Source organism: Mucilaginibacter arboris (assembly GCF_009754915.1).
Taxonomy (GTDB): domain Bacteria; phylum Bacteroidota; class Bacteroidia; order Sphingobacteriales; family Sphingobacteriaceae; genus Mucilaginibacter_A; species Mucilaginibacter_A arboris.
Map to the genome: position 1 here is coordinate 123174 of NZ_WPIK01000003.1, position 24055 is coordinate 147228.

General features: G+C 37.8%; 25 protein-coding genes. 10 read left to right on the top strand and 15 right to left on the bottom strand.

Annotation, left to right across the window (positions count from 1 at the left end):
* Positions 1-17: 17 nt before the first annotated feature.
* Positions 18-1286: a TolC family protein gene (locus tag GO621_RS03765; RefSeq protein WP_157564336.1), complete on the bottom strand. Its 1269-nt coding sequence runs from the start codon at positions 1284-1286 to the stop codon at positions 18-20.
* A 331-nt stretch (positions 1287-1617) separates the two neighbouring features.
* Here GO621_RS03765 and glgB point away from each other — a divergent pair, with 331 nt between their 5' ends.
* Complete coding sequence (gene glgB, locus GO621_RS03770) at positions 1618-3744, top strand: 1,4-alpha-glucan branching protein GlgB (protein ID WP_157564338.1); 2127 nt, start codon at positions 1618-1620, stop codon at positions 3742-3744.
* Positions 3745-3854: 110 nt separating this feature from the next.
* Here glgB and GO621_RS03775 read toward each other — a convergent pair whose 3' ends face one another.
* From GO621_RS03775 to pfkA, 6 genes are all read right to left on the bottom strand, one after another.
* Positions 3855-4508: a response regulator transcription factor gene (locus GO621_RS03775; protein WP_157564340.1), complete on the bottom strand. Its 654-nt coding sequence runs from the start codon at positions 4506-4508 to the stop codon at positions 3855-3857.
* A 40-nt stretch (positions 4509-4548) separates the two neighbouring features.
* Positions 4549-5337, bottom strand: coding sequence for a sensor histidine kinase (locus GO621_RS03780; protein WP_157564342.1), 789 nt, complete (start codon positions 5335-5337; stop codon positions 4549-4551).
* A 643-nt stretch (positions 5338-5980) separates the two neighbouring features.
* Positions 5981-6466: a hypothetical protein gene (locus GO621_RS03785; RefSeq protein WP_157564344.1), complete on the bottom strand. Its 486-nt coding sequence runs from the start codon at positions 6464-6466 to the stop codon at positions 5981-5983.
* A gap of 335 nt (positions 6467-6801) precedes the next feature.
* Positions 6802-7797: a type I glyceraldehyde-3-phosphate dehydrogenase gene (gene gap, locus GO621_RS03790; protein ID WP_157564346.1), complete on the bottom strand. Its 996-nt coding sequence runs from the start codon at positions 7795-7797 to the stop codon at positions 6802-6804.
* Between the two features lie 4 nt (positions 7798-7801).
* Positions 7802-8650, bottom strand: coding sequence for a hypothetical protein (locus GO621_RS03795; protein ID WP_157564348.1), 849 nt, complete (start codon positions 8648-8650; stop codon positions 7802-7804).
* Between the two features lie 3 nt (positions 8651-8653).
* Positions 8654-9634 carry a 6-phosphofructokinase gene (gene pfkA, locus GO621_RS03800; protein WP_157564350.1) on the bottom strand — a complete coding sequence of 327 codons (981 nt, stop codon included), beginning with the start codon at positions 9632-9634 and terminating at the stop codon, positions 8654-8656.
* Between the two features lie 110 nt (positions 9635-9744).
* On the opposite strand from pfkA, the gene GO621_RS03805 reads away from it, so the two are divergent.
* Positions 9745-10440, top strand: coding sequence for an NUDIX hydrolase (locus tag GO621_RS03805; protein ID WP_157564352.1), 696 nt, complete (start codon positions 9745-9747; stop codon positions 10438-10440).
* A gap of 104 nt (positions 10441-10544) precedes the next feature.
* Here GO621_RS03805 and GO621_RS03810 read toward each other — a convergent pair whose 3' ends face one another.
* Positions 10545-11405: an N-acetylglucosamine kinase gene (locus GO621_RS03810; protein WP_157564353.1), complete on the bottom strand. Its 861-nt coding sequence runs from the start codon at positions 11403-11405 to the stop codon at positions 10545-10547.
* Positions 11406-11532: 127 nt separating this feature from the next.
* Between GO621_RS03810 and GO621_RS03815 the strand changes: the two genes are divergently transcribed.
* Together GO621_RS03815 and GO621_RS03820 are read left to right on the top strand one after the other, a co-directional pair.
* The gene (locus GO621_RS03815; protein WP_157564356.1) at positions 11533-11706 is read left to right on the top strand and encodes a hypothetical protein; all 174 of its coding nucleotides are present in this window, start codon (positions 11533-11535) and stop codon (positions 11704-11706) included.
* A gap of 16 nt (positions 11707-11722) precedes the next feature.
* A complete protein-coding gene (locus tag GO621_RS03820) occupies positions 11723-12517 on the top strand; it encodes an alpha/beta hydrolase (RefSeq protein WP_198170119.1) in 795 nt (264 codons plus the stop codon).
* Between the two features lie 23 nt (positions 12518-12540).
* On the opposite strand, the gene GO621_RS03825 is transcribed toward GO621_RS03820, so the two are convergent.
* Positions 12541-13236 carry a hypothetical protein gene (locus GO621_RS03825; protein ID WP_157564358.1) on the bottom strand — a complete coding sequence of 232 codons (696 nt, stop codon included), beginning with the start codon at positions 13234-13236 and terminating at the stop codon, positions 12541-12543.
* Between the two features lie 186 nt (positions 13237-13422).
* Between GO621_RS03825 and GO621_RS03830 the strand changes: the two genes are divergently transcribed.
* Together GO621_RS03830 and GO621_RS03835 are read left to right on the top strand one after the other, a co-directional pair.
* Complete coding sequence (locus GO621_RS03830) at positions 13423-14442, top strand: threonine aldolase family protein (RefSeq protein WP_157564360.1); 1020 nt, start codon at positions 13423-13425, stop codon at positions 14440-14442.
* Positions 14443-14450: 8 nt separating this feature from the next.
* Entirely contained in the window at positions 14451-15344 is an 894-nt protein-coding gene (locus GO621_RS03835) for an aldo/keto reductase (RefSeq protein WP_157564362.1), read from the top strand.
* 87 nt (positions 15345-15431) lie between these two features.
* Here the strand turns inward: GO621_RS03835 and GO621_RS03840 are convergent, their stop codons facing one another.
* From GO621_RS03840 to GO621_RS03860, 5 genes are all read right to left on the bottom strand, one after another.
* Positions 15432-15737 (bottom strand): type II toxin-antitoxin system RelE/ParE family toxin, encoded by a 306-nt coding sequence (locus tag GO621_RS03840; RefSeq protein ID WP_157564364.1) that lies wholly within the window; start codon positions 15735-15737, stop codon positions 15432-15434.
* A complete protein-coding gene (locus GO621_RS03845) occupies positions 15721-15960 on the bottom strand; it encodes a hypothetical protein (RefSeq protein ID WP_157564366.1) in 240 nt (79 codons plus the stop codon). Before GO621_RS03845 ends, GO621_RS03840 begins: the two co-directional genes overlap by 17 nt.
* Positions 15961-16352: 392 nt before the next feature.
* Positions 16353-16739, bottom strand: coding sequence for an iron chaperone (locus GO621_RS03850; protein ID WP_157564368.1), 387 nt, complete (start codon positions 16737-16739; stop codon positions 16353-16355).
* Between the two features lie 252 nt (positions 16740-16991).
* On the bottom strand, positions 16992-17462 hold the full coding sequence (locus tag GO621_RS03855; RefSeq protein ID WP_157564369.1) for a DinB family protein: 471 nt from the start codon (positions 17460-17462) through the stop codon (positions 16992-16994).
* A gap of 277 nt (positions 17463-17739) precedes the next feature.
* Positions 17740-18762, bottom strand: a complete 1023-nt coding sequence (locus GO621_RS03860; protein ID WP_157564371.1) for an aldo/keto reductase — start codon at positions 18760-18762, stop codon at positions 17740-17742.
* 122 nt (positions 18763-18884) lie between these two features.
* On the opposite strand from GO621_RS03860, the gene GO621_RS03865 reads away from it, so the two are divergent.
* Positions 18885-19970: a DNA topoisomerase IB gene (locus GO621_RS03865; RefSeq protein ID WP_157564373.1), complete on the top strand. Its 1086-nt coding sequence runs from the start codon at positions 18885-18887 to the stop codon at positions 19968-19970.
* A 128-nt stretch (positions 19971-20098) separates the two neighbouring features.
* A complete protein-coding gene (locus GO621_RS03870) occupies positions 20099-20590 on the top strand; it encodes a DUF421 domain-containing protein (protein ID WP_157564374.1) in 492 nt (163 codons plus the stop codon).
* A 102-nt stretch (positions 20591-20692) separates the two neighbouring features.
* Here the strand turns inward: GO621_RS03870 and GO621_RS03875 are convergent, their stop codons facing one another.
* Positions 20693-22027 (bottom strand): Gfo/Idh/MocA family protein, encoded by a 1335-nt coding sequence (locus tag GO621_RS03875; protein WP_157564376.1) that lies wholly within the window; start codon positions 22025-22027, stop codon positions 20693-20695.
* A 225-nt stretch (positions 22028-22252) separates the two neighbouring features.
* Between GO621_RS03875 and cdaA the strand changes: the two genes are divergently transcribed.
* Positions 22253-23044 carry a diadenylate cyclase CdaA gene (gene cdaA / locus GO621_RS03880; RefSeq protein ID WP_157564642.1) on the top strand — a complete coding sequence of 264 codons (792 nt, stop codon included), beginning with the start codon at positions 22253-22255 and terminating at the stop codon, positions 23042-23044.
* An 89-nt stretch (positions 23045-23133) separates the two neighbouring features.
* A complete protein-coding gene (gene purU / locus GO621_RS03885; protein WP_157564377.1) occupies positions 23134-23964 on the top strand; it encodes a formyltetrahydrofolate deformylase in 831 nt (276 codons plus the stop codon).
* Positions 23965-24055 lie beyond the last annotated feature (91 nt).

Below are 24055 nucleotides of genomic sequence, written 5' to 3' on the forward strand. Positions count from 1 at the left end.
TGGGAGGGGATTATATTTTAAGGATTAATTACGGTAGAACCAACATTAAAGTTAAGGTCGGCAATAGCTTTTTGCAGGTTATACTGCTGTTGTATTACTTTCAGTTTGGTGTCTTTGTACGATTCAAAAAAATCAACAAACTCAATTAAACTCAATTGCTTTGCCCGATAAGCCTTTACCATATTGCCAAACAGCTTATCGTAACTGTTGTAAAAATCTATGTTGTTTTTAGAAAACAACTGAAGGCTCAGGTTATATTGTTCTACCGCGGTTAACACATCATTTCTTACTTGTAAATCGCTGTTTTTTAACACGTATTCCTGGTTTTGGATGTTAAACTTCGCCGACTTAATATTTCCCTGGTTACGATTAATAAAAGGCAGCGGCAAACTAATGGCCAAACCATAATAATTAGGGACATAGTTACTGGCACGGTCATAATCTACACCAATTGTTAAATCAGGAATGGCCAAAGCTTTTTGATAAGCTAAATTGTGTCCGGCCTGCTCGTATAAAAACTTGCTTGCCTGATAATCTCCTCGTTTAGCTTTAGCTGTATCAGTAAGTGCAGCAATATTAAGCGGAACATTACTTATCTGTGTAGTGATATCGGGTTTAATAAAAGTAGTTTCTTTAACAACCAGCAGCGTTTTAAGGTCGTTTTCAAGCTCGTTAATTTGCCTGTTATTTTCTACCAGGTCATTTTCTAATCCAAATGCTACAGCTTGTAACCGTACCACATCCCGTAAGGATGAATTACCAACGCCATATTCTGTTGTTATAGCTTTAACCAGATTGTTGGAAGAAGAAATCTCAGCATAAAATACTTTGTTCTGTTCAATCAGATTATTTAATTGCGCAAAATCAAGCTGCATATTATAATGTAAATTACGAAGCAGGTCGTTAAATTGTGCCTGTTGTATGTTTACATCATCTTGCGCAAGCCGTATTTGTTTACCTCTTTTGCCTGCTGTTCTAAATAACTGACTGATTTGTGCAAAAACCTGTCCGTTACCATTAGCATGATTGAAGAAACCTGTTTCTTTGGTGTACAAATTCTGGTCGGTGCTTAACTCAGGATTGTCCCAAAGCTTTGCTTGTTGTATCAGCGCTTTGGTTGCGTCAACATTATATTTTTGAGCAATGAGGCTGAAGTTGTTTATCAGGAACCTTTTTTCTGCTTCCTGAAATTTAAGTGTTAAAGTATCTGTTTGGTTTTGTGCATGAAGTGCTGCAGTTATTGCCATTAAGGCAATTAAACTTGCAGCAAATTTTAGTTTAAACATATTTGATCTCTTCGGAAATTTTTAAATAAATGTTTCGGTAACGCTCTTTATACGTAAAGGAATAAAAAATGGAAATAACTTTTGTCTGATTATAGCTTTTAACTTAGCAGTTAATAAGCTGTAACAAAGGCGTAATGCTTCTTTTAGCAACTTAAAATATAGGATTGCATTTAATATCTATTATTAAAGGGCGAAAGTTAGATATTATTACAAATATCGTTTGCAACTTTGTTGTTATTAACTTGTATATATTATCATAGAATTGTAAGCAAATACAGAAGGAAGTTTACTTTTGTTCTGCACTGTATTACAACCAGTAAACCTAAATATCATGGCCAAAAAATCAATTTCCGGAAAGGACGAAACAGTAAATAAAACTGCTTCTGCCAAAGAAAAAAAAGTACCGGCACCCAAAAAAGTACCTGTAAAAACAGTATCATCTAATAAAAAAAATAAAAAGGCGGAAGATACAGCCTTACAACCAAGTGTTGAAACAGCCGGAATAATTTTAGCTGAGCCAGATATTGTTAAACCAGAAAGTGTCCACCTTAACGCTGTTGAAGTTTACAGCCGTTTTTCTGATTTTGATATTAACCTGTTTAAAGCTGGCAAACATTATAAGTTATACGAACTGCTGGGTTCGCATACGATGGAACATAAAGGTACGGTTGGAACTTATTTTGCCGTTTGGGCACCAAATGCACAGGAAGTTGCCGTTATTGGTAATTTTAACGGCTGGAATAAAAATAGCCATAAACTGTTTATCCGTTGGGACGGTTCCGGCATTTGGGAAGGTTTTATTCCGCATGTTGGCCATAACGAAACGTACAAGTATTTAATCCGCTCTTTTTATGGCGAGGAACTGGAAAAAGGCGATCCATTTGCGTTGCGTTGGGAAGAACCACCACGTACAGCGTCTATCGTAACACATACTTATTTTGAGTGGGACGACCAGGACTGGATGAAAAAACGGGTACAGCATAACGCTTTAACCAAGCCGTACTCCGTTTACGAGGTGCATTTTGGTTCCTGGGCACGAAGCCCTGAAAGTCCGGAACAGTTTCTGGATTACCGGCAAATGGCTGCGGTAATGGTAAAATATGTAAAAGACATGGGTTTTACGCATGTTGAATTTATGCCGTTGGCAGAACATCCGTATTATCCAAGCTGGGGTTACCAAATTACCGGCTATTTTGCAGCAAGTACGCGTTATGGTTCTCCGCAGGATCTAATGTACCTGATTTCAGAGTTTCATAAAGCTGATATTGGCGTAATTATGGATTGGGTGCCTTCACATTTTCCGGGAGATGCACACGGGCTTTTTAAATTCGACGGAACCAGTTTATACGAACATGAAGATGCAAGAAAAGGCTTTCATCCCGACTGGAAATCGTACATCTTTAATTACGGGAGAAATGAGGTAAAATCGTTCCTCATCAGCAACGCTTTGTTCTGGCTGGACCGTTATCATATTGATGGTTTACGGGTAGATGCCGTGGCTTCTATGTTGTATTTAGATTATTCGCGTAATGCAGGCGAGTGGGAACCCAACGTTTACGGAGGAAACGAAAACCTGGAAGCCATACACTTTTTAAGGGAATTTAACGAAGCCGTTTACAGCCATTATCCTGATGTACAAACGATTGCCGAGGAATCTACTTCTTTTCCGGGCGTAAGTAAACCTACTTTTATGGGTGGCTTAGGTTTTGGAATGAAGTGGATGATGGGCTGGATGCATGATACAATCAAGTATTTTCATGAAGACCCGATCAACCGGAAATATCATCACCAGCAAATTACCTTCAGCTTGTTGTATGCTTTTACCGAAAACTTTATGCTGCCTTTATCGCATGATGAAATTGTTTATGGTAAACATGCCATGATCAATAAAATGCCGGGCGATGAATGGCAGCGTTTTGCCAATTTACGTGTTTTGTACAGCTACATGTTTACACATCCCGGAACGAAATTATTATTTATGGGGGATGAATTTGCACAAACAGAAGAGTGGAAATTTGACCAATCGTTAGACTGGCATTTGCTGGAATACCGGCCGCATAAAGGAATGCAGGATTTAGTTAAAGCGTTAAACCATTTGTATAAATCGGAACCTGCCTTGTATGAAAAAGCTTTTTCAGGAGAAGGATTTGAGTGGATTGATGATGGAAACGCAGCAGATTCAGTGCTGATTTATGTCCGAAAAGGAAACCTTCCGGAAAATAATTTAGTGGTGGTGCTAAACTTTACACCGGTAGTACGGGAAGGTCACCGTGTTGGTGTACCGGAAGCCGGAACCTGGAAAGAAATTTTTAATTCTGATGAGCTGCATTTTTGGGGAAGCGGCACTGTTAATCCAAAGAAATTAAAAACTGAAGCAGTGGGCTGGAATTACAGAGAGCAATCCATTAAATTAAATTTGCCGCCTTTAGGCGTTAGCGTGCTAAAAAAAGTACGGTAAAAACAGCATCAGGTGAGAAAGCTGGTTTATAAAAAATGGCTTCTTGCCTGATGCTTCTTTTATCAGGAAAAAATAATGAGCCAATAGTTTTCCCTTTTCCGAAGGAAACATTAAACATCAATAATACCTTTTTTAATAGCATAAATTACCAGGCCGACAATATTTTTAGAACCGGTTTTTTCAAACAGTTTGGTACGGTAACCTTCAACGGTGCGTACACTTAAAAAAAGCTGGTCAGCAATTTCGGTATTCTGTTTTTCCTGGCAAATCAGTTTTAATATTTCTGTTTCGCGTTCGTTCAGCTCTGTTTCGTCCTTCCCTTTTAAGTGGATCGAGTTTTTCCCCATCAATTGCTTTATCAGCGTAACAGAAAGATGCTCGTTAAAATAATAGCCCTTTTTATATACGGTAAAAACAGCATCTATAATTTCCTGCGGTTCGGCATTTTTAAGCAAGTAACCGCAAGCGCCTGCCTTCATAATATCGAGAATGTATTTATCCTCATTAAACATAGATAAGGCAAGCACTTTAACATGGTTAAAATGTTCATGAATGTACGTTGTTGCTTCCATGCCATCCATTTCGGGCATTTTAATATCCATTAAAACAATGTCCGGGTTTTTTAAAGCCAACTGTTTAACTAATTCTATCCCGTTTGCAGCTTCAAAAAGTATGTTGAGGCCTACACAATCTTCCAGTGTTGCTTTTAGTCCCTCCCTAAAAATTTTATGGTCATCAGCAATAGCTAAGTTTATCACAGCCATAATGCTTTTTTTGATTAAAATTAAAACTAATAGTTAATTATTAAGCTACTAAATTTACTTTTATTTCTGCCTGCATACCTTGCCCAGGGTTGGTAATGAGTTCAATTTTCCCTTTAATAAAATCTGTGCGGCTTTGCATATTTTTTAAGCCCGAACCATTTTTAATTTCCTGCAGATTAAAACCAGCGCCGTCATCCCGGTAAGTTAAAAGCAGTTGATTATTTTTTACCGTTAAATTTAACCCGATAAAAGAAGCATGTGCATGTTTAATTGAGTTGCCAAAAAGCTCCTGTACGATGCGGTAAAGTGTAACTTCAATTTCGGCACTAAATCTTTTTTGTTCTGTTTCGTGTTTAAAATTTACTTCTATCCCCGTGTTTCGCTGTATTTTAATACAGAGATCATTTAAAGCTTCTACCAAACCAAAATCTGTTAATAATGGTGGCCTTACGTTTTGAATAATGCTGCGGATTTCTACAATACACTCATCAATCAGTTTTCTGGTATTGCTTAATAAAGGAACGGCTTGCTCATCTGCAGCACATGTTTTATCCAACCGGTGCAAATTCAGTTTAATTGCAGATAAAACCTGGCCAACGCTGTCGTGCAAGTCTTCGGCAAGCCTTTTCCGCTCGCTTTCCTGCGTTTCCAGAATGGCACGCAGCAGGTCGTTTTGTTTGTCGATCTGTAAATTCCTTCGCTCTTCCTGGTTTTTAATCATCCTTCTCTGGTAGATAATTACAAACAGGAACAGAAAAGTAATCAGCAAAACAACTACCAGCGTGCCAATGATCAGTACAGTAGTTAAGTTATCTTCTGAGGTTTGCACAATAATCCGATAGCAAAAAGTAAGTTAGCGATGATATTGGTTACAGAAGGTATCATGTAAAAATTAGATTGATGATTACTACTTAACCTGTTAAAGAGCATAAATAAAAATATGTTAATTGAAAAATAAATTAGCACAGCAGAGTTGATCCAAAACATGGGCAGTCTTTCTATATGTATAAATTCCTTCAGATTAAGTAATTGATAAAAATACAGTAAAGAAAGTGGCACTAAAAAAATACACAAAACAGTATTTGACGATGATGGATAAACTAAAATGCTGTTTTTAACAGTGTAAAATAGTATTGCTGTCAAGGCAAATACTGTCATGATAAGTGTAATTATTTTGAATTGCTTTTGCTGAAAAGAAAGGTAATATATGAAGCCATAGAATATAACGCTGATAATAATATAAATATGTAATAATGGGATACTGGTTGTTATATTCAAATACCTCTTTAAAAATAACCATCCTGCAAAATCAAACATTGCAGAAATACAAAAAAAAACAGCTACTAATTTTAGTGTAAAATCTATATTTTTTAAATTAATTATTGCAGTAATAATTGGCCACAACCCAGAAATAAGCGAGATATAGGTTAAAATTAGTTTTGTGCTCATCATTTTTGGTTCATGGGTCAGCGCTAACTTGTAAGTTCATTATTAGGGCAGCCTTCTGTGCCTGGGCATGGCACGGCTTGTTCCGCCAAAATATAGTCATCATAGCCCCCAGTATTTAAATTTCTTAATTGCGGTTCAGGTTGCGTAACTGCTTTATTTGGAAGCTGGTTATTGGTTCCCGGGATCAGGTCCTTGTTAACACTGCTTGTGCCTGCTATAATCAAATGTTTTTCGCCGGTTATTTGGGCCGCATCCCTTAAAAAATTAATTAAAATCAGTACCAAGCGTTGGGTAACGCTTAAGGGTTTGCTGTTGGCGTAATAGATACGAAGGCCGGAGCAATCCTTCTGGTTTAATATTTTTTCGATAATGTCTCTGCCAAAAAGATGAGAAATGGTTTCGCCCGGCACTTGTCTTTGCCTGGAATACTTAGTCCATTTAGCCGCAGTTTTTAAATCGATTTCGTTGCCAATCCGGTTAACCGGCGTTTCTTCATTTTGTCTTTCCATGATAATTGTTGGTCTAAATTCAGTATAAATTTAAGGTATTAGCTTTGATAATTTTTTAGGCCGGGCTTAATTATTAAGAAAATAATAAAATTGGTGATTTTATAATCAGCTAAAAATCAGTTGATAGAAGAAGTATGGGGTTTATTATGTTTGTGGTAAATTCCGTAGCAGCAACATTGCGATTACGTAATTTTACGTATAATAAGAAGAGGTTAACCGAATGGTTTTACCAGATAGGGGGTGGTTTTAAAATCTCATAAAACAAAAGGAGCCGGTTAAAAAACCAGCTCCTTTTAATGCAGATGCTTCTTTTAGCACCTAAAAATTAATACGGCTTATAGTTTACCAACTTCTTCAGCCAGGTCAACTAATTTATTAGAGTAGCCCCACTCGTTATCGTACCAGGCCACTACTTTTACAAATTTATCATTCAAAGCGATACCAGCGCCGGCATCAAAAATAGAAGTACGCGGATCGCCAAGGAAATCCTGAGAAACCACATCATCTTCCGTATAACCTAAAATTCCTTTTAGTTCGCCTTCAGAAGCTTCTTTCATGGCAGCTTTAATTTGTTCATAGGTTGCTGATTTTGCCAATCTTACGGTTAAATCAACCACAGAAACATCAGGGACCGGAACACGGAAAGACATACCGGTTAATTTCCCTTTCAGTTCCGGAATTACCAAAGTAACTGCTTTGGCAGCACCGGTTGATGAAGGAATGATGTTTTGAGAAGCGCCACGTCCGCCTCTCCAGTCTTTATGAGACGGGCCGTCAACTGTTTTTTGTGTAGCAGTTGTAGCATGAACCGTGCTCATTAAACCTTCTTCGATACCAAATTTATCATTTAAAACTTTAGCAAGAGGGGCAAGGCAATTAGTTGTACAGCTTGCGTTAGAAACAATGGTTTGCTCTGCTTTCAGTTCTTTATTGTTTACACCCATCACAAAAGTTGGCGTATCATCTTTTGCCGGTGCAGACATGATTACTTTTTTAGCGCCTGCATCAATGTGTTTTTGTGCCAGTTCTTTAGTTAAGAACAAACCGGTAGATTCGATAATTACTTCGGCGCCAACTTCGTTCCATTTCAGGTTAGCCGGGTCTTTTTCTGCTGTTACACGGATCGTTTTTCCGTCAACAACCAAGTGTCCGCCTTCTACTGCAATGGTACCTTTAAATTCGCCATGGGTAGAATCATATTTTAACATGTAAGCCATGTATTCAGGGTCTACCAGGTCATTAATACCAACAATTTCAATGTTGGGCCTGTTAATGGCAGCCCTGAAAGCCAGACGGCCAATCCGGCCGAAGCCATTTATTCCTATTTTCATAATTTTAGTTTTTATTAATATAATATGTTAACAAGTTATTGATAGGCTCTTTAATAATATTTGCAATAGTAATGTTTTGTTCGTGCGCAGTTTGCTGTAATAATTCCTGATATAAGGAAGCAACGGTGCCAACAAAATAAACAGGTGCAGCAGGGTTTTCTTTAATTAGCGGAATTGTATAGGACGAGATGAAGTTTTGAAAACCTGTTTTTACCAAACCTGTCATGTAAGGTTCCTGAATGTTGTCTTTAGCAAAATTTCTAAAAGAACTCAAAAATACGGCTGGTTGCGGTTGCTTATACACTTTGTCCAGAATTTGTTTTCTGTCGAGATCGAACTTTTCTACAAACTTTTTATGCAGCCCGTCCGGCAGGGTTTTATTTAGAAAAGACTTAACAATTTTCATTCCGATCCAGTTGGCAGAACCCTCATCTGCCAGGATATAACCCAAACCATAGTTATTCGGTTTGATTTTTTTTCCGTCAAAGTAAGCAGCGTTAGAGCCACTGCCCAGGATGCAAACAATACCGGGCTGGTCCTGACAAGTTGCCAGTGCAGCGGCATATATATCATCTTCTACCACTACCTTTCCGAAGCGGAAAAATTTAGAAAAAGCATTGTAAACAATTTGTTTGTGTTTGTAAGAAGTGATGCCTGGGCCAAAAAAATAAATCCTTTTAATTTCTTCTGCATGATGAATGAGATGGATATTTTTATTCAGTAAGGCAAGTATGCTTTTTTCATCACTTGCAAAAGGGTTAATGCCGTTTGTTTTAAAAGATTGTACAACAGTTTGCTTTTGTGCCAGCTTCCAGTTTGCAAAATTAGAACCACTATACACAACTGCAATCATCGGTTAGATAGCTAAAATATCAACCATGTCCAGTAAATCCGGTTCCAGCTTAAATTCGTGTGTAGATATAGCTTCTTCCAGTTCTGCCAGCTGGATAGTGTTACCTTTTAAACCAACCATTTTCCGTGTTTCGCCGTTTAGCAGCGCATTTACCGCAGCATAACCTAAACGGCTTCCCAGCACACGGTCGAAACTGCTTGGGCTTCCGCCTCTTTGCAAATGCCCCAAAATAGTTACTTTAACATCATAAGACGGAACGTGCTCCTTTACCTTTTTTGCAATATCGTAAGCGCCGCCATTTTTATCGCCTTCTGCTACAATTACAATGCTGGAAGTTTTTTTATTGCTGCCAGATTTAAGGTTTTCAATCAGTTCATCAATAGCTGTTTCTTTTTCGGGCAGTAAAATGGCTTCTGCACCACCGGCAACACCGGCGCGCAGGGCAATACAACCAGAATCGCGGCCCATCACTTCAATAAAAAACAAACGGTCGTGTGCATCTGCCGTATCGCGTATTTTATCTAACGCTTCAACTACCGTATTGGTAGCGGTATCAAAACCCAGCGTAAAATCAGATCCGTAAAGGTCATTATCAATAGTTCCGGGGATACCAATAACGGGAATATCGTAAATTCTCGAAAAACGCTCGGCACCGGTAAAAGTACCATCGCCTCCAATCACAATCAATCCTTCAATACCCCGGTTTTTTAAATTCTGATATGCTTTTTCTAAGCCACTTTCTTCTTTAAACTCCATACAGCGGGCCGTTTTCAGGATGGTGCCGCCCAAATGCAGGATATTACTCACCGAACGCTCGTTCATATCATACATATTATTGTTGATCAGGCCCTGATAACCTTGCTTTACACCAACAACCTGTAACCCATGAAATATGCCTGTTCGTACAACGGCGCGTATGCAAGGGTTCATTCCCGGTGCGTCACCGCCAGAAGTTAGTACGGCAATTTTGTTTATTTTAGACATTCTTTTAAACGGCTCCTTGTTTTGCGAAGATAAGGTGTAATTTTTACACTAAGTAATATTTATTTATTAAATTTGAACAAACAAGCAATCTTACGCCTAACACCTTAAATTTGGAAACAATATTACCAAAATTTGATTCAGTATTTTCTATTGATTGTGTAATCTTCGGGTTTCAGGCCAATGAACTGAAAATTTTATTGATAGAAAGAAATGAAGAACCATTTAAAGGGTGGCGCGCATTACCGGGATATATTGTAAAAAAAGATGAAAGTATAGATGATGCAGCCGAACGCATTTTATACGAGTTAACCGGACTGCGAGACCTGCACATGGAGCAGTTTCATACTTTTGGTGATGTGGACAGGCACCCGCAAGGCAGGGTAATTACGATTGCTTATTATGCCTTGATCCGTATTGATGTACAAAAAGAACTGAAGCCTGTAACCAATATTGCAAAAAGTGCTTTCTGGTACCCGGTTAATGAATTAGGGAAACTGCCTTTTGATCATGCTAAAGTTTTTGAAACAGGTTTTCAGAAATTACGCCGACGGTTGGGTTACCAGCCTATTGCATTTGAGCTACTGCCCGAAAAATTTACGCTGACCCAATTGCAAACGCTTTACGAAGCGATATTGAACAAAAAGCTCGACAAGCGCAACTTCCGGAAAAAAATGCTGAGCTACGGTTTTTTAAAAGAGCTGGACGAAAAACAGAAAGGCGTTTCCTATCGGGCAGCAAAGTTGTATCGTTTTGACCGCAGGAAATACAACAAGATTTTCCAGAACGAACTGAGCATAAATGGCTGATGCTTCTTTTATCACCTAAAAATTAGTGTGGTAAAAGAAGCACCGTTATGTAAAACCTGCTTTAAACTAATAAGGCAGGTTTTTTTATGTGGTAAAAGAAGTATTTATTTTGATATTGGAGCCAGTTCCAGGTGGTATTTTACCAGATCATCAATTGGCGAACGGATAATACGGCCGAAAGTCATACCATATTCTGTAGCTGTTTCTTCTAAAACATTCCTGAAATTGTATCCAACAGAGCCAATACAGTTAAAAGAGTAATTTTTATAATCGGGATAATGGCTTACCAGGTTTCGGAAAAAGTCTTCAAAAGAAGTTTTAACCAGGTTGCGCGAGTAAGCAATATTTGCAGTATTATCGTAAACAAACTTGCTGAAACTTGCACAAAAACGGTTTGGCAAAGGTTTAGTGTAAACGTTATCGATAATTTCGTCGGGTGTTAAATGGAAAGTTTCCCAAAAATTATCGCGTACTTCCTGCGGCATATAGCCGCGCACATAATCAGAAAGCAGCTTTTTGCCAATGTAACAGCCACTTCCTTCATCACCTAAAATATAAGCTAAAGAGTTTATTTTAAAGGCAATATCTTTACCGTCATAAATACAGGTATTGGTCCCGGTCCCTAAAATAGCTGCAAAACCGGCATTAATGCCCAGTAAAGCACGTGCAGCAGCCATTAAATCGTGCCCAACAAATACTTTTGCAGTTTTGAAAACGGTTTTCATGGCATCTTCCACAATTTTAACCTTATCGGCCACATCACAACCTGCACCATAATAATACAGTTCTGTAATGTCTTCCTTTTTCAGGTCAGAAGGCAAATGTTCATTAAGAGAATTAATAATGTAAGCCGTGTCAGAAAAAAAAGGATTATAACCTTCGGTATTGTAATATACCTTTTTACCGTATTCGTTAATCAGGCACCAATTGGTTTTGGTAGAGCCGCCATCCGCTATTATGATCATTTCTTATTATATATCTTTAAACAGTTTTTAAAAGTATGGATTTTATACTAACTATTAAAACTACTTTAAATTATTGCTGTTTCCGCCCAAGGGAAGGCTGTTTAAATTTTTGTTCCAATTACCGGCGATGCTTCTTTTATCAACCAAAAAACCGCAAGGCCCTGTGCTTTTTATACGGGCAGCAAGGGCAAGTGCAGATTTTATAGTGCTAAAAGAAGCATCAGGGCTAATCCTTTTTTTACTTAAAATGAGACAGCAGGAAAATATTGGCACAGGTGTTGTTAAACTTTCTGTATCATAAAATATAAAGAATTGGTTTGAACGGGATTGAATTAAACAGAAGTGAGCTGCAGCAGGACGGGCATACGGCAAGTGAAAATGTATATATAATTTCTGATGAGTATCCGATACCTCGTTTAGCAACTACCAGAAGAATTTGGATTTATCTTCCCCCTGATTATCACGCAGAAACTAAAAGCTATCCGGTACTTTACATGCACGACGGGCAGAATTTGTTTGATAACCATTCTGCAAGTTTTGGTGAGTGGGGCGTAGATGAATACCTGGATTCTGTAGGAAAGCCGGAAATAATTGTAGTTGGGATAGACCACGGCAACAATGAACGGTTACTCGAATATAATCCCTATGATTCGGAACACGGAGTTGGTAAAGGCAATGCTTATGTCGATTTTTTAGTTTATAACTTAAAGCCTTATATCGATTCTAATTTCCGTACTCAAAAAGGTGCATCCTGTACTTCTATTGCCGGAAGTTCTATGGGAGGTTTAATTTCAATGTATGCAGCAGTAAAATATCCTGACGTATTTGGAAATGCAGGTGTTTTTTCCCCTGCTTTTTGGATGGCGCCAGCTATTTTTTCTTTTGCAGAAGAAAAAGAGCTGCCCGGTTCATCAGGTTTTTATTTTATCTGCGGAGATTTAGAAAGCGGGCAAATGGTTCCGGATATGGAAAAAATGGCTTCGATAATTGCCCAAAAAAACTTAAAGCAAGGTTCTTTAAAAGTTGAAGTAATAGTAGGGGGCAGGCACGAAGAAAAATTGTGGCAAGAAAGTTTTCCGAAATTTTATCAATGGCTTATGGCAACTTGTTAAGCTGCCACAAGCCATATTTTATATTATTTCCCTGTTTCTTTTAGCTTATAAAAATCGAGGACCAACTGGTCCATATTGCCGTACTTGTATTTCTTATTCTTGATCTTTTCTACAATTTCTGGTTCGCTGGCCATAATTTCTGTCATTATCGGTATAAAATTGTCGCGTTTCAGTTCAGTTAAGCTGTTCGGGTTATCACCGTAAAAATAAGCACTTTTTCCTCTGCCGCCGCCTCCGCGCCCTCCGCCTAAATTAATGCCTAAACCACCGCCCATTCCTCCGCCAAAACTGCCGCCGCCAATACCAAAGCTTGGCCTGATACCCGGCCTCATACCGCCGCCATTTCCATTGCCGTCTCCTGTTGTAGCATATAATTTTAGTGGTTCATCAACCAAAACCTTTACAAAATCAATTCTTTTGCCTGTCCAATCTTCTGATCTTGGCGCATGTGCCACGGTAAAGCTGTCTTTACCAGCCACAAAAGACCGGATCATCGAAGCAGATAACCTGTCTTTTTCTTCGCCCTTATCTTTTCTAAATAAAATAAAACCTTCACTGTTTTCCGGACTTCTGCCAGAAGGGTTAACTACAATTTGTCCGATTACTTTTTTTCCATTAGAATCATAATAATAACCATCGTCCCATTGGTTTAAACCAAGTTGGGCCGAAGCTGAAAAGGCAATCGTTAAAAACAAAAAAGATAAAATAACTGCGCGCATTTTTATATGTTTTAAAATTATAGCATAAACCACGATACGTTGTTTTTAGTATACTTCTTTTACGTATCAATTTTGTTAAGACTATGCTTTTTGTAAAACGTTTATATCAATCCTGAAATAATTTACAATTACGCAAATAAATAATTGGATTGCGTTTATTTTGCAACCAAACCTAATAACGATACAATGACAGTTGATTTAAGAAGCGATACCGTAACAAAACCCACACCGGGAATGCTCGATGCCATGTGGAGCGCCAAAGTAGGTGATGATGTTTACGGAGAAGACGAAACCATAAACGCACTGGAAGCGAAAGCAGCAGCACTTTTCGGAATGGAAGCTGCTATTTTTTGCCCTTCGGGAACCATGACCAATCAAATTGCTATTAAATGTTTTACCCAACCGTTAGATGAACTGATTGCCGACCAAACCGCGCATGTTTACCGTTACGAAGGTGGCGGAATTGCTTTTAACTCGGCTGTTTCTACAAGATTGTTAAATGGCGAACGAGGGGTTTTAACTGCAGAAATGATTTCACCGGAAATCAACGATCCGAACAATGTCCATTATCCGCGTACCACTTTAGTTGTGCTGGAAAATACGGTAAATAAAGGCGGCGGAAATTGTTATACTTTGGATCAGATTAAACCAATTGCAGAATTATGTGCTAAAAGGAGCATTAAACTGCACCTGGATGGCGCACGTATTTTTAATGCTTTAACTTTTACCAAAGACAAAGCTGCGGATTACGGACAGTATTTTAACGGTATTTCTGTTTGCCTTTCCAAAGGTTTAGGCGCGCCCGTTGGATCTGTTTTTTTAGCTGATAAAAACAGTATTGCTTATGCACGTCGAGTTCGTAAGGTTTTAGGCGGAGGAATGCGCCAGGCTGGTTTTTTGGCTGCAGCCGGAATGTATGCTTTGGACCATCAGGTAAAGCGTTTGCAGCAAGACCACGATCATGCCAAATCACTGGAAGAAACTTTAAACAATTGCAACTGGGTTACCGGCGTTTTATCTGTAGAAACCAATATTGTTATTTTTGATACGGTAAAAGAAGCATCGTACTATTTGCAAAAATTAGCCGAAAAAGGAATCAAAGCTTCTGCTAATGATGTTCGCCGGATTCGTTTTGTTACGCATTTGGATGTGCATCCTGATCAAATTCAATATACAATTGAAGCATTAAAAAACCTGAACGAATAATTGCAAAGATGAAATATGCAACTTTAGGAAAATCAGATTTATCAGTCAGTAAAATAGGTTTTGGCTGCATGTCGCTTCGCGGAAGCAGCGAAGAGAATAAAACCTTGCTAAACAAAGCATTGGAACTTGGGATCAATTATTTTGATACTGCGGATTTGTATGATGGCGGGCAGAACGAAATTATCATTGGGAATTTATTGAAATTTTATCGCGATAAAATTGTTTTGGCAACTAAAGTTGGAAACCAGCGGCAAGCCGATGGCAGCACCAAATGGAATGCAAGCAAAGCATATATTTTACAAGCTGTTGAAGGAAGTTTGAAGCGTTTACAAACAGATTATATCGATTTATACCAATTACATGGTGGTATGATTGATGATAATATTGATGAAACCATTGAAGCTTTTGAATTGCTGAAACAGCAGGGAAAGATTCGTTATTATGGTATTTCTTCCATCCGCCCAAATGTTATCCGGGAATATGTAGCAAAATCAAATATAGTAAGTGTGATGATGCAATATAGTTTGTTGGATCGGCGACCAAAAGAAACTTGCTTTAATCTGCTTGAAAAAAATCAAATCAGTTGTTTAACGCGTGGAAGCGTTGCCCAAGGTTTGCTTGTAAATAAACCGGCAAAAGCTTATTTGAATTATTCTGAAAAAGAGGTGCTAAAAGCAGCACAAGCAATCAAAGAAGTTTCTGATGAAAGTAAAAGTAACGCACAAACTGCTTTACAATTTGCTTTGGCGCCGAAAATTGTTGCCAGCGCTGTTGTTGGTATTCGAACTTTAGAACAATTGGAAGATGCGGTTGGAACTTTGGATGTTCCTGAACTTTCTGATGAAGATTTGAATTTACTTAAAAATTCAATCATTCCTAATCAATATGAGCAGCATCGTTAAAAGCGATGCTGTTTTTATGAGGTAAAAGTTAATATTAAGAGTTACGAAGATTGTTCTTGAAAAGCTAAAATTTATACTTTGTAATTACTATTTTAATTTTCTTTTCTTTGGATTTTGACGGTTTGAAAAAAAAGAAATAACTTCAACAGTATCACCATTAATACGATAATACAAAGTATTATGTGTTAATACAACAGCCCGTCGGACATCTTTTTTAATTTCTGACCTTTGAAATAAATTTGGATTTTGAGATAAAAGTTCTAATGTTTCCTCTATTTTTGATGCAAGATTTCGTAATTCTTTTTCTGTCCAGTTTTCTTCAAGATAAGTTATGGTTTGTTCTAATTCATTTAAAGCATAATCAGTCCAGAATATTTTATAGCCATTTTTCATACAGTTTTCTTGCTGTTGAATGTGGGTTTAATTTTCCAGATTCTGCATCTTGCAAACCTTTCTCAATAGATTCTTTCTCATTTTCGGAAATAGAATTGTACCAGTCTTTGTTTTGTTGCTTTCTAAGTTCTATGATTTTATTCAGGATTGAAATATCCTCAATAGTTGAAAGCCATTGAATTAATTCTATCTTTTTATTTTGGATGTTTAAATTGGTATTCATGTTTAATTTTTTTTATTTCTGAATTAAAAATCATTAGTTGCGGAGTGCATCATAAGTTTTCAAATATTCTTCCACATTCTTTTTTACAAGCTCATTTCCACTAATAAACTCAGAAAGAATATGCTTTTTTATTTGTTCATTATCCAAATCATCGTCAGAAATAACTTCTCCACGTTCAGATTGCTAAATTCTGTTTTCAATTTTTTCTATTAAAATTAATCTTTCAACTAATTCATCAATAGAAAATTCTTCGGGGAATTTTTCGATCTGCTCTTTCAATTTGGCTTTAGTCAGCATGTTTATTTGTTTATTAGTATTATTCTAATATAAAAATAAATTCCTTATGAATAATTAATATAAGAACATTTATTTTTGCTTATTCTTTCAGTAAGCTACATCTTTGTCTTTTTTGGGGCTTTTGTTTCTGCTTTTTCCAGGTTTTCATTAACCCTGAATTTTACAATTTTTGTTATCAGATCTAATGGAAGCGGTTGGTCTATTGGAAACTGAATTGCACCTTTTGAATTTTTATAAACAGAGATTTCCTGCTGAAATGCTTTAATTCCTGATGCGGTTGGATAAAAGCCAATATGGTTTTTATAAGCTGCAAAATAAACCAGGCTACCGTTTAATTTAAAGGCAGGCATTCCATAACTGATTGTTTCTTTTGCATCAGGTGCAGCTTTTCTAATGGTTAGCCGTAATTGTTCCAAAATTTCCTGAACATCTTTTGGAAAACTTTCAATGTAAGAACCTATGTCAATAAAATCTTTTTTCATTTTACAAGAAGTTGAATTTCTCGTTAAATAGTTGCTTCTTTTATCAGTATAAAAGTATTTAATTTTGTTTGTAATTGGATTGAAAATCCATAGTTCAAAAGATGGGATTAGAAATGCTTTTGTATATAGCAGTTTTATTCGTCATCAAGTTCTTTCAAGAAGTTATCTACAGATTTATTGTCAATAGTATTTGTTTTCATTTAGCAATGTCCGCTTTAAATATTGTTGATGGTGTTACTTTAAACACTTATGTTAAGTTAGCATTATCATTTTTCGGATTAAAGAAATTTGTCCTAAATGATAATAGCTGTGTTCAATAACGCCTTCAATATTTCGCAAATAACTTCCATATGTGTTGTCTATAAATGGTTGGTCAAAATTGTTGTCATCCATTTGTTCAACTTGGCTTGCAAATTTTTCAGAATTGTTCAAAAAGTCTGTTACTATTTTGTTCCAATCTGCTTCCGAATGTATTTGTGGAAGGTCAAAACTGTATTTGTCGCTAATTTCAAGTTTTCCATTTTCAAAAGCGTCCAATAGTCCTGCCAAATAATAGTTTATATGATAGGTTAAAGCCGCAATAGTATTTAAACCGTCAACTTTTTGTATTGCCTGTTGCCAATTCACGTTCAATATTTGTTCCTTATAATTTGTGTTAGCAATCCAATGTCCATCAAGTAATACTTCTCGAATTCGGTTTGCAATAGTCAAATTTCTTGTCATAGTATTTATAGCTTAGATGCTCTTAATAGGGCGAGGTTCCATCAGCTTGCCGCTAACTCGTGTATTGACACAAGTTATATAAGTTTTAGTAAACATAAAAAAGTCTTCTCGATATTCAATTTTATACAGTTTAAATTTTAGGCTATTGATAAGGAGCGTTAACGCCTTTTATTTTTAATATAAATGCCAACCTAAAAAACAAAAGCCGAAACTGATAAAGTTCCGGCTTTCCTGATAAAAATAACATACTATTTTTATGTCATTAAAAGAAGCATCCTTAATCCTTCTTCCTATCGCTTCCCTGCCGTTCCACCATCCAGCCCGGATATTCTTTTGGCAAAGCACTTACTTCATCGATCCGTTTCAGTTCATCGGCATTTAAAGTAAGCTCGGTTGAATGTAAGTTAGATTTTAACTGTTCCGGATTTTTAGCACCAATAATGGTACTGGTTACGCCAGGTTGCTGCCTAACCCAGGCCAAAGCAATTTCAGCAGCTTTAACCTGATATTGTTGTCCGATCTCGTTCAAAACATCAACAATATCATAAGCTTTTTCTTTGTTGATAGGAGGGAAATCAAAACTATCGCGACGGGAATTTCCTGCTTTTTCATTTTCGCGTGTGTATTTTCCGGAAAGAAAACCACCAGCAAGCGGACTCCAGGGCATTATACCTATATTTTCGGCTTTGGCCAATGGTAAAATTTCCCGTTCAATATCTCTCCCAGAAAGCGAATAGAAATATTGCATGCCCACAAATTTGTTCCATCCATGTTTTTCGGCTATGCCTAAAGCTTTCATTACCATCCAGGCCGGCCAGTTACAAACTGCAACGTAACGTACTTTTCCAGTGAGTACAATATCATTCAGTGAACGTACAATTTCTTCAACAGGAGTGTAAGGATCAACGCCGTGAACATATAAAATATCGATATGGTCTAATTGCAAACGCTGCAAACTTTCATCTACCGACTGGAAAATATGATAGCGCGACAAGCCAACGTTGTTTTTACCTTCGCCCATTTTGCCACGTACTTTGGTTGCTATAACTAAGTCGTTCCGGTTCAAACCCAAATCTTTAATCGATTGTCCGAGCAGTTTTTCCGATTGTCCGAAGGAGTACACATTGGCCGTATCAATAAAGTTGATTCCTGCATCAACAACTTGTTTTATTAAATCATTTGCGCCTGCCTGGTCAACGCCGCCAATTGCCTGCCATTGCCCGCTTGAACCAAAAGTCATCGTTCCGAAACAAATCTCGGATACCAGCAGCCCGGTATTGCTTAAAAAATTATATTTCATAATGCTGTTTTTATTAATGTAGATGTTTAACCATCTAATGCTTCTTTTTGTTCTTAATGTAATGTTAAACTAAGATTACCGCTACATAAAACCTCTGTTACAAAATTGCGTTTACTGTTAACATGCAGCAGCTACGTAAACAATTAGAGAAGATTGGCCGTGACCCTAAAGTTACCGCCAAATCCGTTGGATTAAGATATGTAAACGATTCTTCGCCTGGTTATACCCGCGAAAAACAAGGCGATGAGTTTGTTTTTAAGGATGCAAAAGGAGCATTGGTTGAGGATGAGGAACTGCTGGAGCGTTTCCGCAAAATGGTTATCCCGCCGGCTTATACTAATGTTTGGATTTGTCCGTACGAAAATGGCCATTTGCAGTTTACCGGCGTTGATGCAGCCGGACGGAAGCAATACCGTTATCACGCTCAGTGGAACAAAATCCGGAATCAATCCAAATATCATCGCATGGAAGAATTTGCCAGTCATATTCCAAAAATCCGGGAGCAGCTGGATAAAGATTTGGCGCGAAAAAAACTGGATAAACAGAAAGTGTTGGCGCTGGTGGTAAGGGTGATGGAACTAACGCACATTCGCATCGGTAATGAAAACTACCGCGAGTTATATGGTTCTTATGGTTTAACTACGTTAAACGATGAGCATGTTGAAATAGAAGGCGGCGTGGTAAAATTTGGTTTTAAAGGAAAAAAAGGAGTTTACCATGATTTAAAACTGGAAAGTAAGGAGCTGGCCAAATTGGTAAAACAATGTCAGGACATCCCCGGAGAAGAACTGTTTCAATATTATGATGAAGAAGGCAACCCACAGGATATAAAAAGTGATGATGTAAACGCTTATTTAAAAGAAATTACCGGCGAAGATTTTACGGCGAAAGATTTTCGGACCTGGTCTGGCAGCGTACACGCTTTATATGCTTTTAAGGAAGCCGGAGGTTTTACAACTGCAAAAGAATGTAAAAAGAAAGTGGTCCAGGTTCTGGATGATGTAGCTTTTCATTTAGGCAATACACGCACAGTTTGCAAAAAATATTATGTGCACCCAACATTAATTAAAAGTTATGAAGAAGGGCGGATTGACCGTTATCTGGAACAAATCACAGAAGATAAACCTTTGTCTGTTCCGGGATTGAACCAGGCGGAAAAAGTTTTGCTGGAGATGATTGGGAAAGAGAAGATTGCTGAAGCCCTATAATTATAATTAAGTATTTAAGCAAATAGATAGATTTGCTGATACTTCTTTTATCGCCCCAAATATTGTATTTACAATTTCTTAACATTTAGGTAACATTGTAGCTAAAACTCCTATAAGTTTTAGCTATAATGGAAATACTGATCAAAATATTCGGAGAGGGGAAAGACCTCAACTCTCTCCAAATGAGTTGCCGGGCACTGGTAATTTACCTGATTGCGTTGCTGCTCATCCGAATTGCCGGAAGGCGCACGTTTGGTAAAAAAACAGCTTTTGATAATACCATTGCCATTATGCTTGGCGCTGTTTTAAGCCGTGCTATTGTGGGTGCTTCTCCGTTTTTGCCAACGGTTATCGGTTCATTAGTATTGGTTTTGTTGCATCGTGCTATTGCCTGGTACAGCATGTACAACAAAAAGTTTGAGCATTTGGTAAAAGGAAAATCACAGCCTTTGTACCAAAACGGAAAAATGAACAAAGAAAATATGAAACGTGGTTTGATGAGTGAAGATGACTTACGCGGCGACATCAGGTTAAAAGGACAAACCAATTCTTTAGAAGATTTAGACGAAATTTATATCGAAACAACCGGTGAAGTGAGTTTGATCAAAAAGAAAAAATAAATGCTTTTATCATCGTAGAGTTGTTAATTTTTTACCGATAAAAGAAGCATGGCCAGGAAAAATTTTCCTGGCCATGCTTCTTTTATGCCTATATTTTTTTGATCAGCTTTCTTTGGGAGGTGTTCCGCGGAAAGTATCCAGCTTATCCATCCGTTCCAGGTTTACAGGTTTTCCGGTCCTTGCCGATTCATAAATCGCTTCCATTATTTTCTGGTCCTGCAAACCTTCTTCGCCCGGCGTGTATGGTACTTTATTTTCAATCACACATTCAGAAAAATGGTCAATCTCTAAAGCAAACTGATTTTCTTCCTGCAACTTGGGCTGCATTTTATTTTGTACCTTGCCCATTACCTGCGATGCTTCCGGCATCAGGCCTTTGTAATCAAAAGCCGGGTCCATCCCAAACCAGCCGCCGTTATCGGCATAGCAGCGGTAATGTTTAGAGTTGTGCGCGCCGTAACTGCAAGTATTATTGGCTATTACGCCACTTGGAAAGAACATCTGGAACATTACCGCTTCTTCTACTTCTTTAAACCTTGGGTCATTGGGTGTACTGTAAGTGGTTGCGTTTACCATATAAGGTTCTTCACCTAATAAAAAACGATTGGTGTTGATATCATACAAACCAATATCCGGCAAAGAACCGCCGCCAGATAAAGCTTTATGCAAACGCCACTGTTTCGGATCGCCAATATTTTGTACGTTAACGGAAGTAATCACTTTTACCTTACCAAACTTATGGCTACGTGCAAATTGCATCATCTGGCGGTTATTCGGTTCGTATTGGATACGATATGCAATCATCAATTTTTTACCTGCTTTTTTGCAAGCATCAATCATCCGCTCTGCTGATTTTGAAGAAACTGTCATCGGTTTTTCGCACAAAACATGTTTTCCTGCTTTTGCTGCACGGATTACAAATTCCTCGTGCATGGCATTTGGCAGTACAATGTAAACTGCGTCTATCTCCGGATTATTTTTAATCTCATCAAAATTCTGGTAGTTGTAAAGTTTTTTTTGCTCAACGCCATATTGCATCGCAACCTTTTTTGCTTTGTCTGCGCTTCCGCTTACCAAAGCTACAACTTTAGAATTTTTACAGTTGCCAAAAGCCGGCATAATCTGGCCCAAAGTTAATTCTCCCAAACCCACAACCGCGTAACCTACACGTTTATCTTTGGGCAAAATGGTTGGAAACGATGACTGGTTTCCTTCGCTTGCTGCATGCTGGCTTGGCACTTCCACTTTTATCGCATCGGCCATAGAACGCGGGCCTGGTTTGTTGCTATTTGTACTTTGGGCACTTGCTGTTCCCGTAGCCAGTTCGCCAATTACGGTAGCTGCAATTAACCCTTTTCCTGCACTTTCTATAAATTGCCTGCGGTCAAAAACTTTTTGGGTTGATGCTAATGGCATCGTTTCTTTAATATCCGGCATTTTGGTGTTAAATTGAAATGTTAATAATTGAGAATGAACCTGTTTCCTGAAAAAAACCCTTATCCGGCAGATTAGTTTACAATTAATTATTTTTACCGGTAAAAGAAGTATTACAAATCCGGTGCTTCTTTTACCGGTAAATTTTATGCCGGTAAAAGAAGTACTGGTAATTTAATCCTTACAGAATAATGCTGATGAATTGCCGGAATGTTTAACTTCGTGCAAATGCAATCTTTCGACCTGAGCTTTCTACGGTTTACTTTTTTTGATGTGCTGGACGTTGTGCTGGTAGCCATCATCATGTATCAGATTTATAATTTAATCCGCGGAACTATCGCAGCCAATATTTTTATTGGCCTGGCTATACTTTGCGCCTTGTATTTTGTGGTGAAGGCTTTAAACATGCGGTTACTTACAGGCATCCTCGGCAACTTTATGAATGTAGGCATCATTGCGCTGATTGTGGTTTTTCAGCAGGAAATCCGTCGCTTTCTGTTGTTAGTAGGGCGAAATGCTTCCTTGCAGCGTAACAAAGCCTGGTGGAAATATTTTTTTGGCAGAACAGAGGAAGAAAAAAATAACCTCGCCAGAATAAAACCCATTGTTGATGCCTGTAAAACCATGAAAGAAAGCCGCACAGGTGCATTAATTGTTTTTGCCAAATACTACGACGAGGAGTTTTTTCATAACAGTTGCGAATATTTGGATGCTAAAATTACCAAACGCTTGCTGGAAAGTATTTTTCAGAAACATAGCCCTTTGCACGACGGCGCCGTTATTATTGCCGAAAATAAAATTAAATCTGCCAGTTGCATTTTACCTTTAACAGATAACACCAACCTGCCTCCACAATTTGGTTTAAGGCATCGGGCAGGCATCGGAATTTCTGAAGCAAGTGATGCTACGGCTTTAATCGTTTCCGAAGAAACCGGCGAAATTGCTTATGCCAAACAAGGCAAAGTAAAAATGAACATTAGTTTTATGGAATTGGAAAAACTGCTGAACAAAGATTTTTAACAGATAAAAGAAGCATCAGCATTAAAAACTAATTGCTGTTTTTAATTATAACAGCTAAATAAACCATTACAAACCCCCTTTTTATTACCATGATTATTTTAATACAATGTAAAGACCAGGTTGGCCTTGTTACTTCTATTTCGGGCATATTGGTGCAACAGCAGCTAAATATTGTTTCCATGAACGAGCATGTGGACAAAGCCCAGGACCGGTTTTATATGCGCCTGGAAGTAGAGCCTTTGGTTGATGTAGCTGCGCTGGAAGCTAAAATAAAAAGTGTACTGCCAGAAGATGCGGTAATCGCCATCAACCAACAACTGCAAAAAAAAATTGTGGTGCTGGTTACTAAAGAATACCATTGCCTTGCTGATATTCTGATCCGTAATTTCTTTGGGACTTTAGGTGCTTCGGTATTAGGTGTAATTGGTAATTATACTAACCTGCAAAATATTTGCGAACGTTTTGATGTTCCTTTTTATCCGGTTTTGTATAGCCCTTCAATTTTAAATGAAGAACCAGAAGAACAAATAGCTGCAATAATCCGGCAATTAGGGCCAGATTATATTGTGCTTGCCAAGTTTATGCGTATTTTATCTCCTGGTTTTGTAGCTAAATTTCCAAAGCAGCTCATTAACATCCATCACTCTTTTTTGCCCGCATTTGTTGGTGCCAGCCCTTATCGGCAAGCATTTGAACGTGGTGTAAAGCTGATTGGTGCAACAGCACATTTTGTTACTAACGAACTGGATGAAGGCCCGATTATTACGCAGCAAATTATCCCCGTAAACCATTCGCATACTGCTGCGGATATGATGAAAGCCGGACAGGAAATAGAAACTTCGGTACTGGCAAAAGCCTTGCAACTGGTTTTTGATGACCGCGTTTTTGTTTATAAAAATAAAACGGTTGTTTTTGAGTAATGCAGGGATTAAGGGCTTGTTTAAATTTTTATCAGAAGAGAAATACAATGCTTCTTTTATCAATAAAAAGTTGGTGTAGGAGTGATCTGTA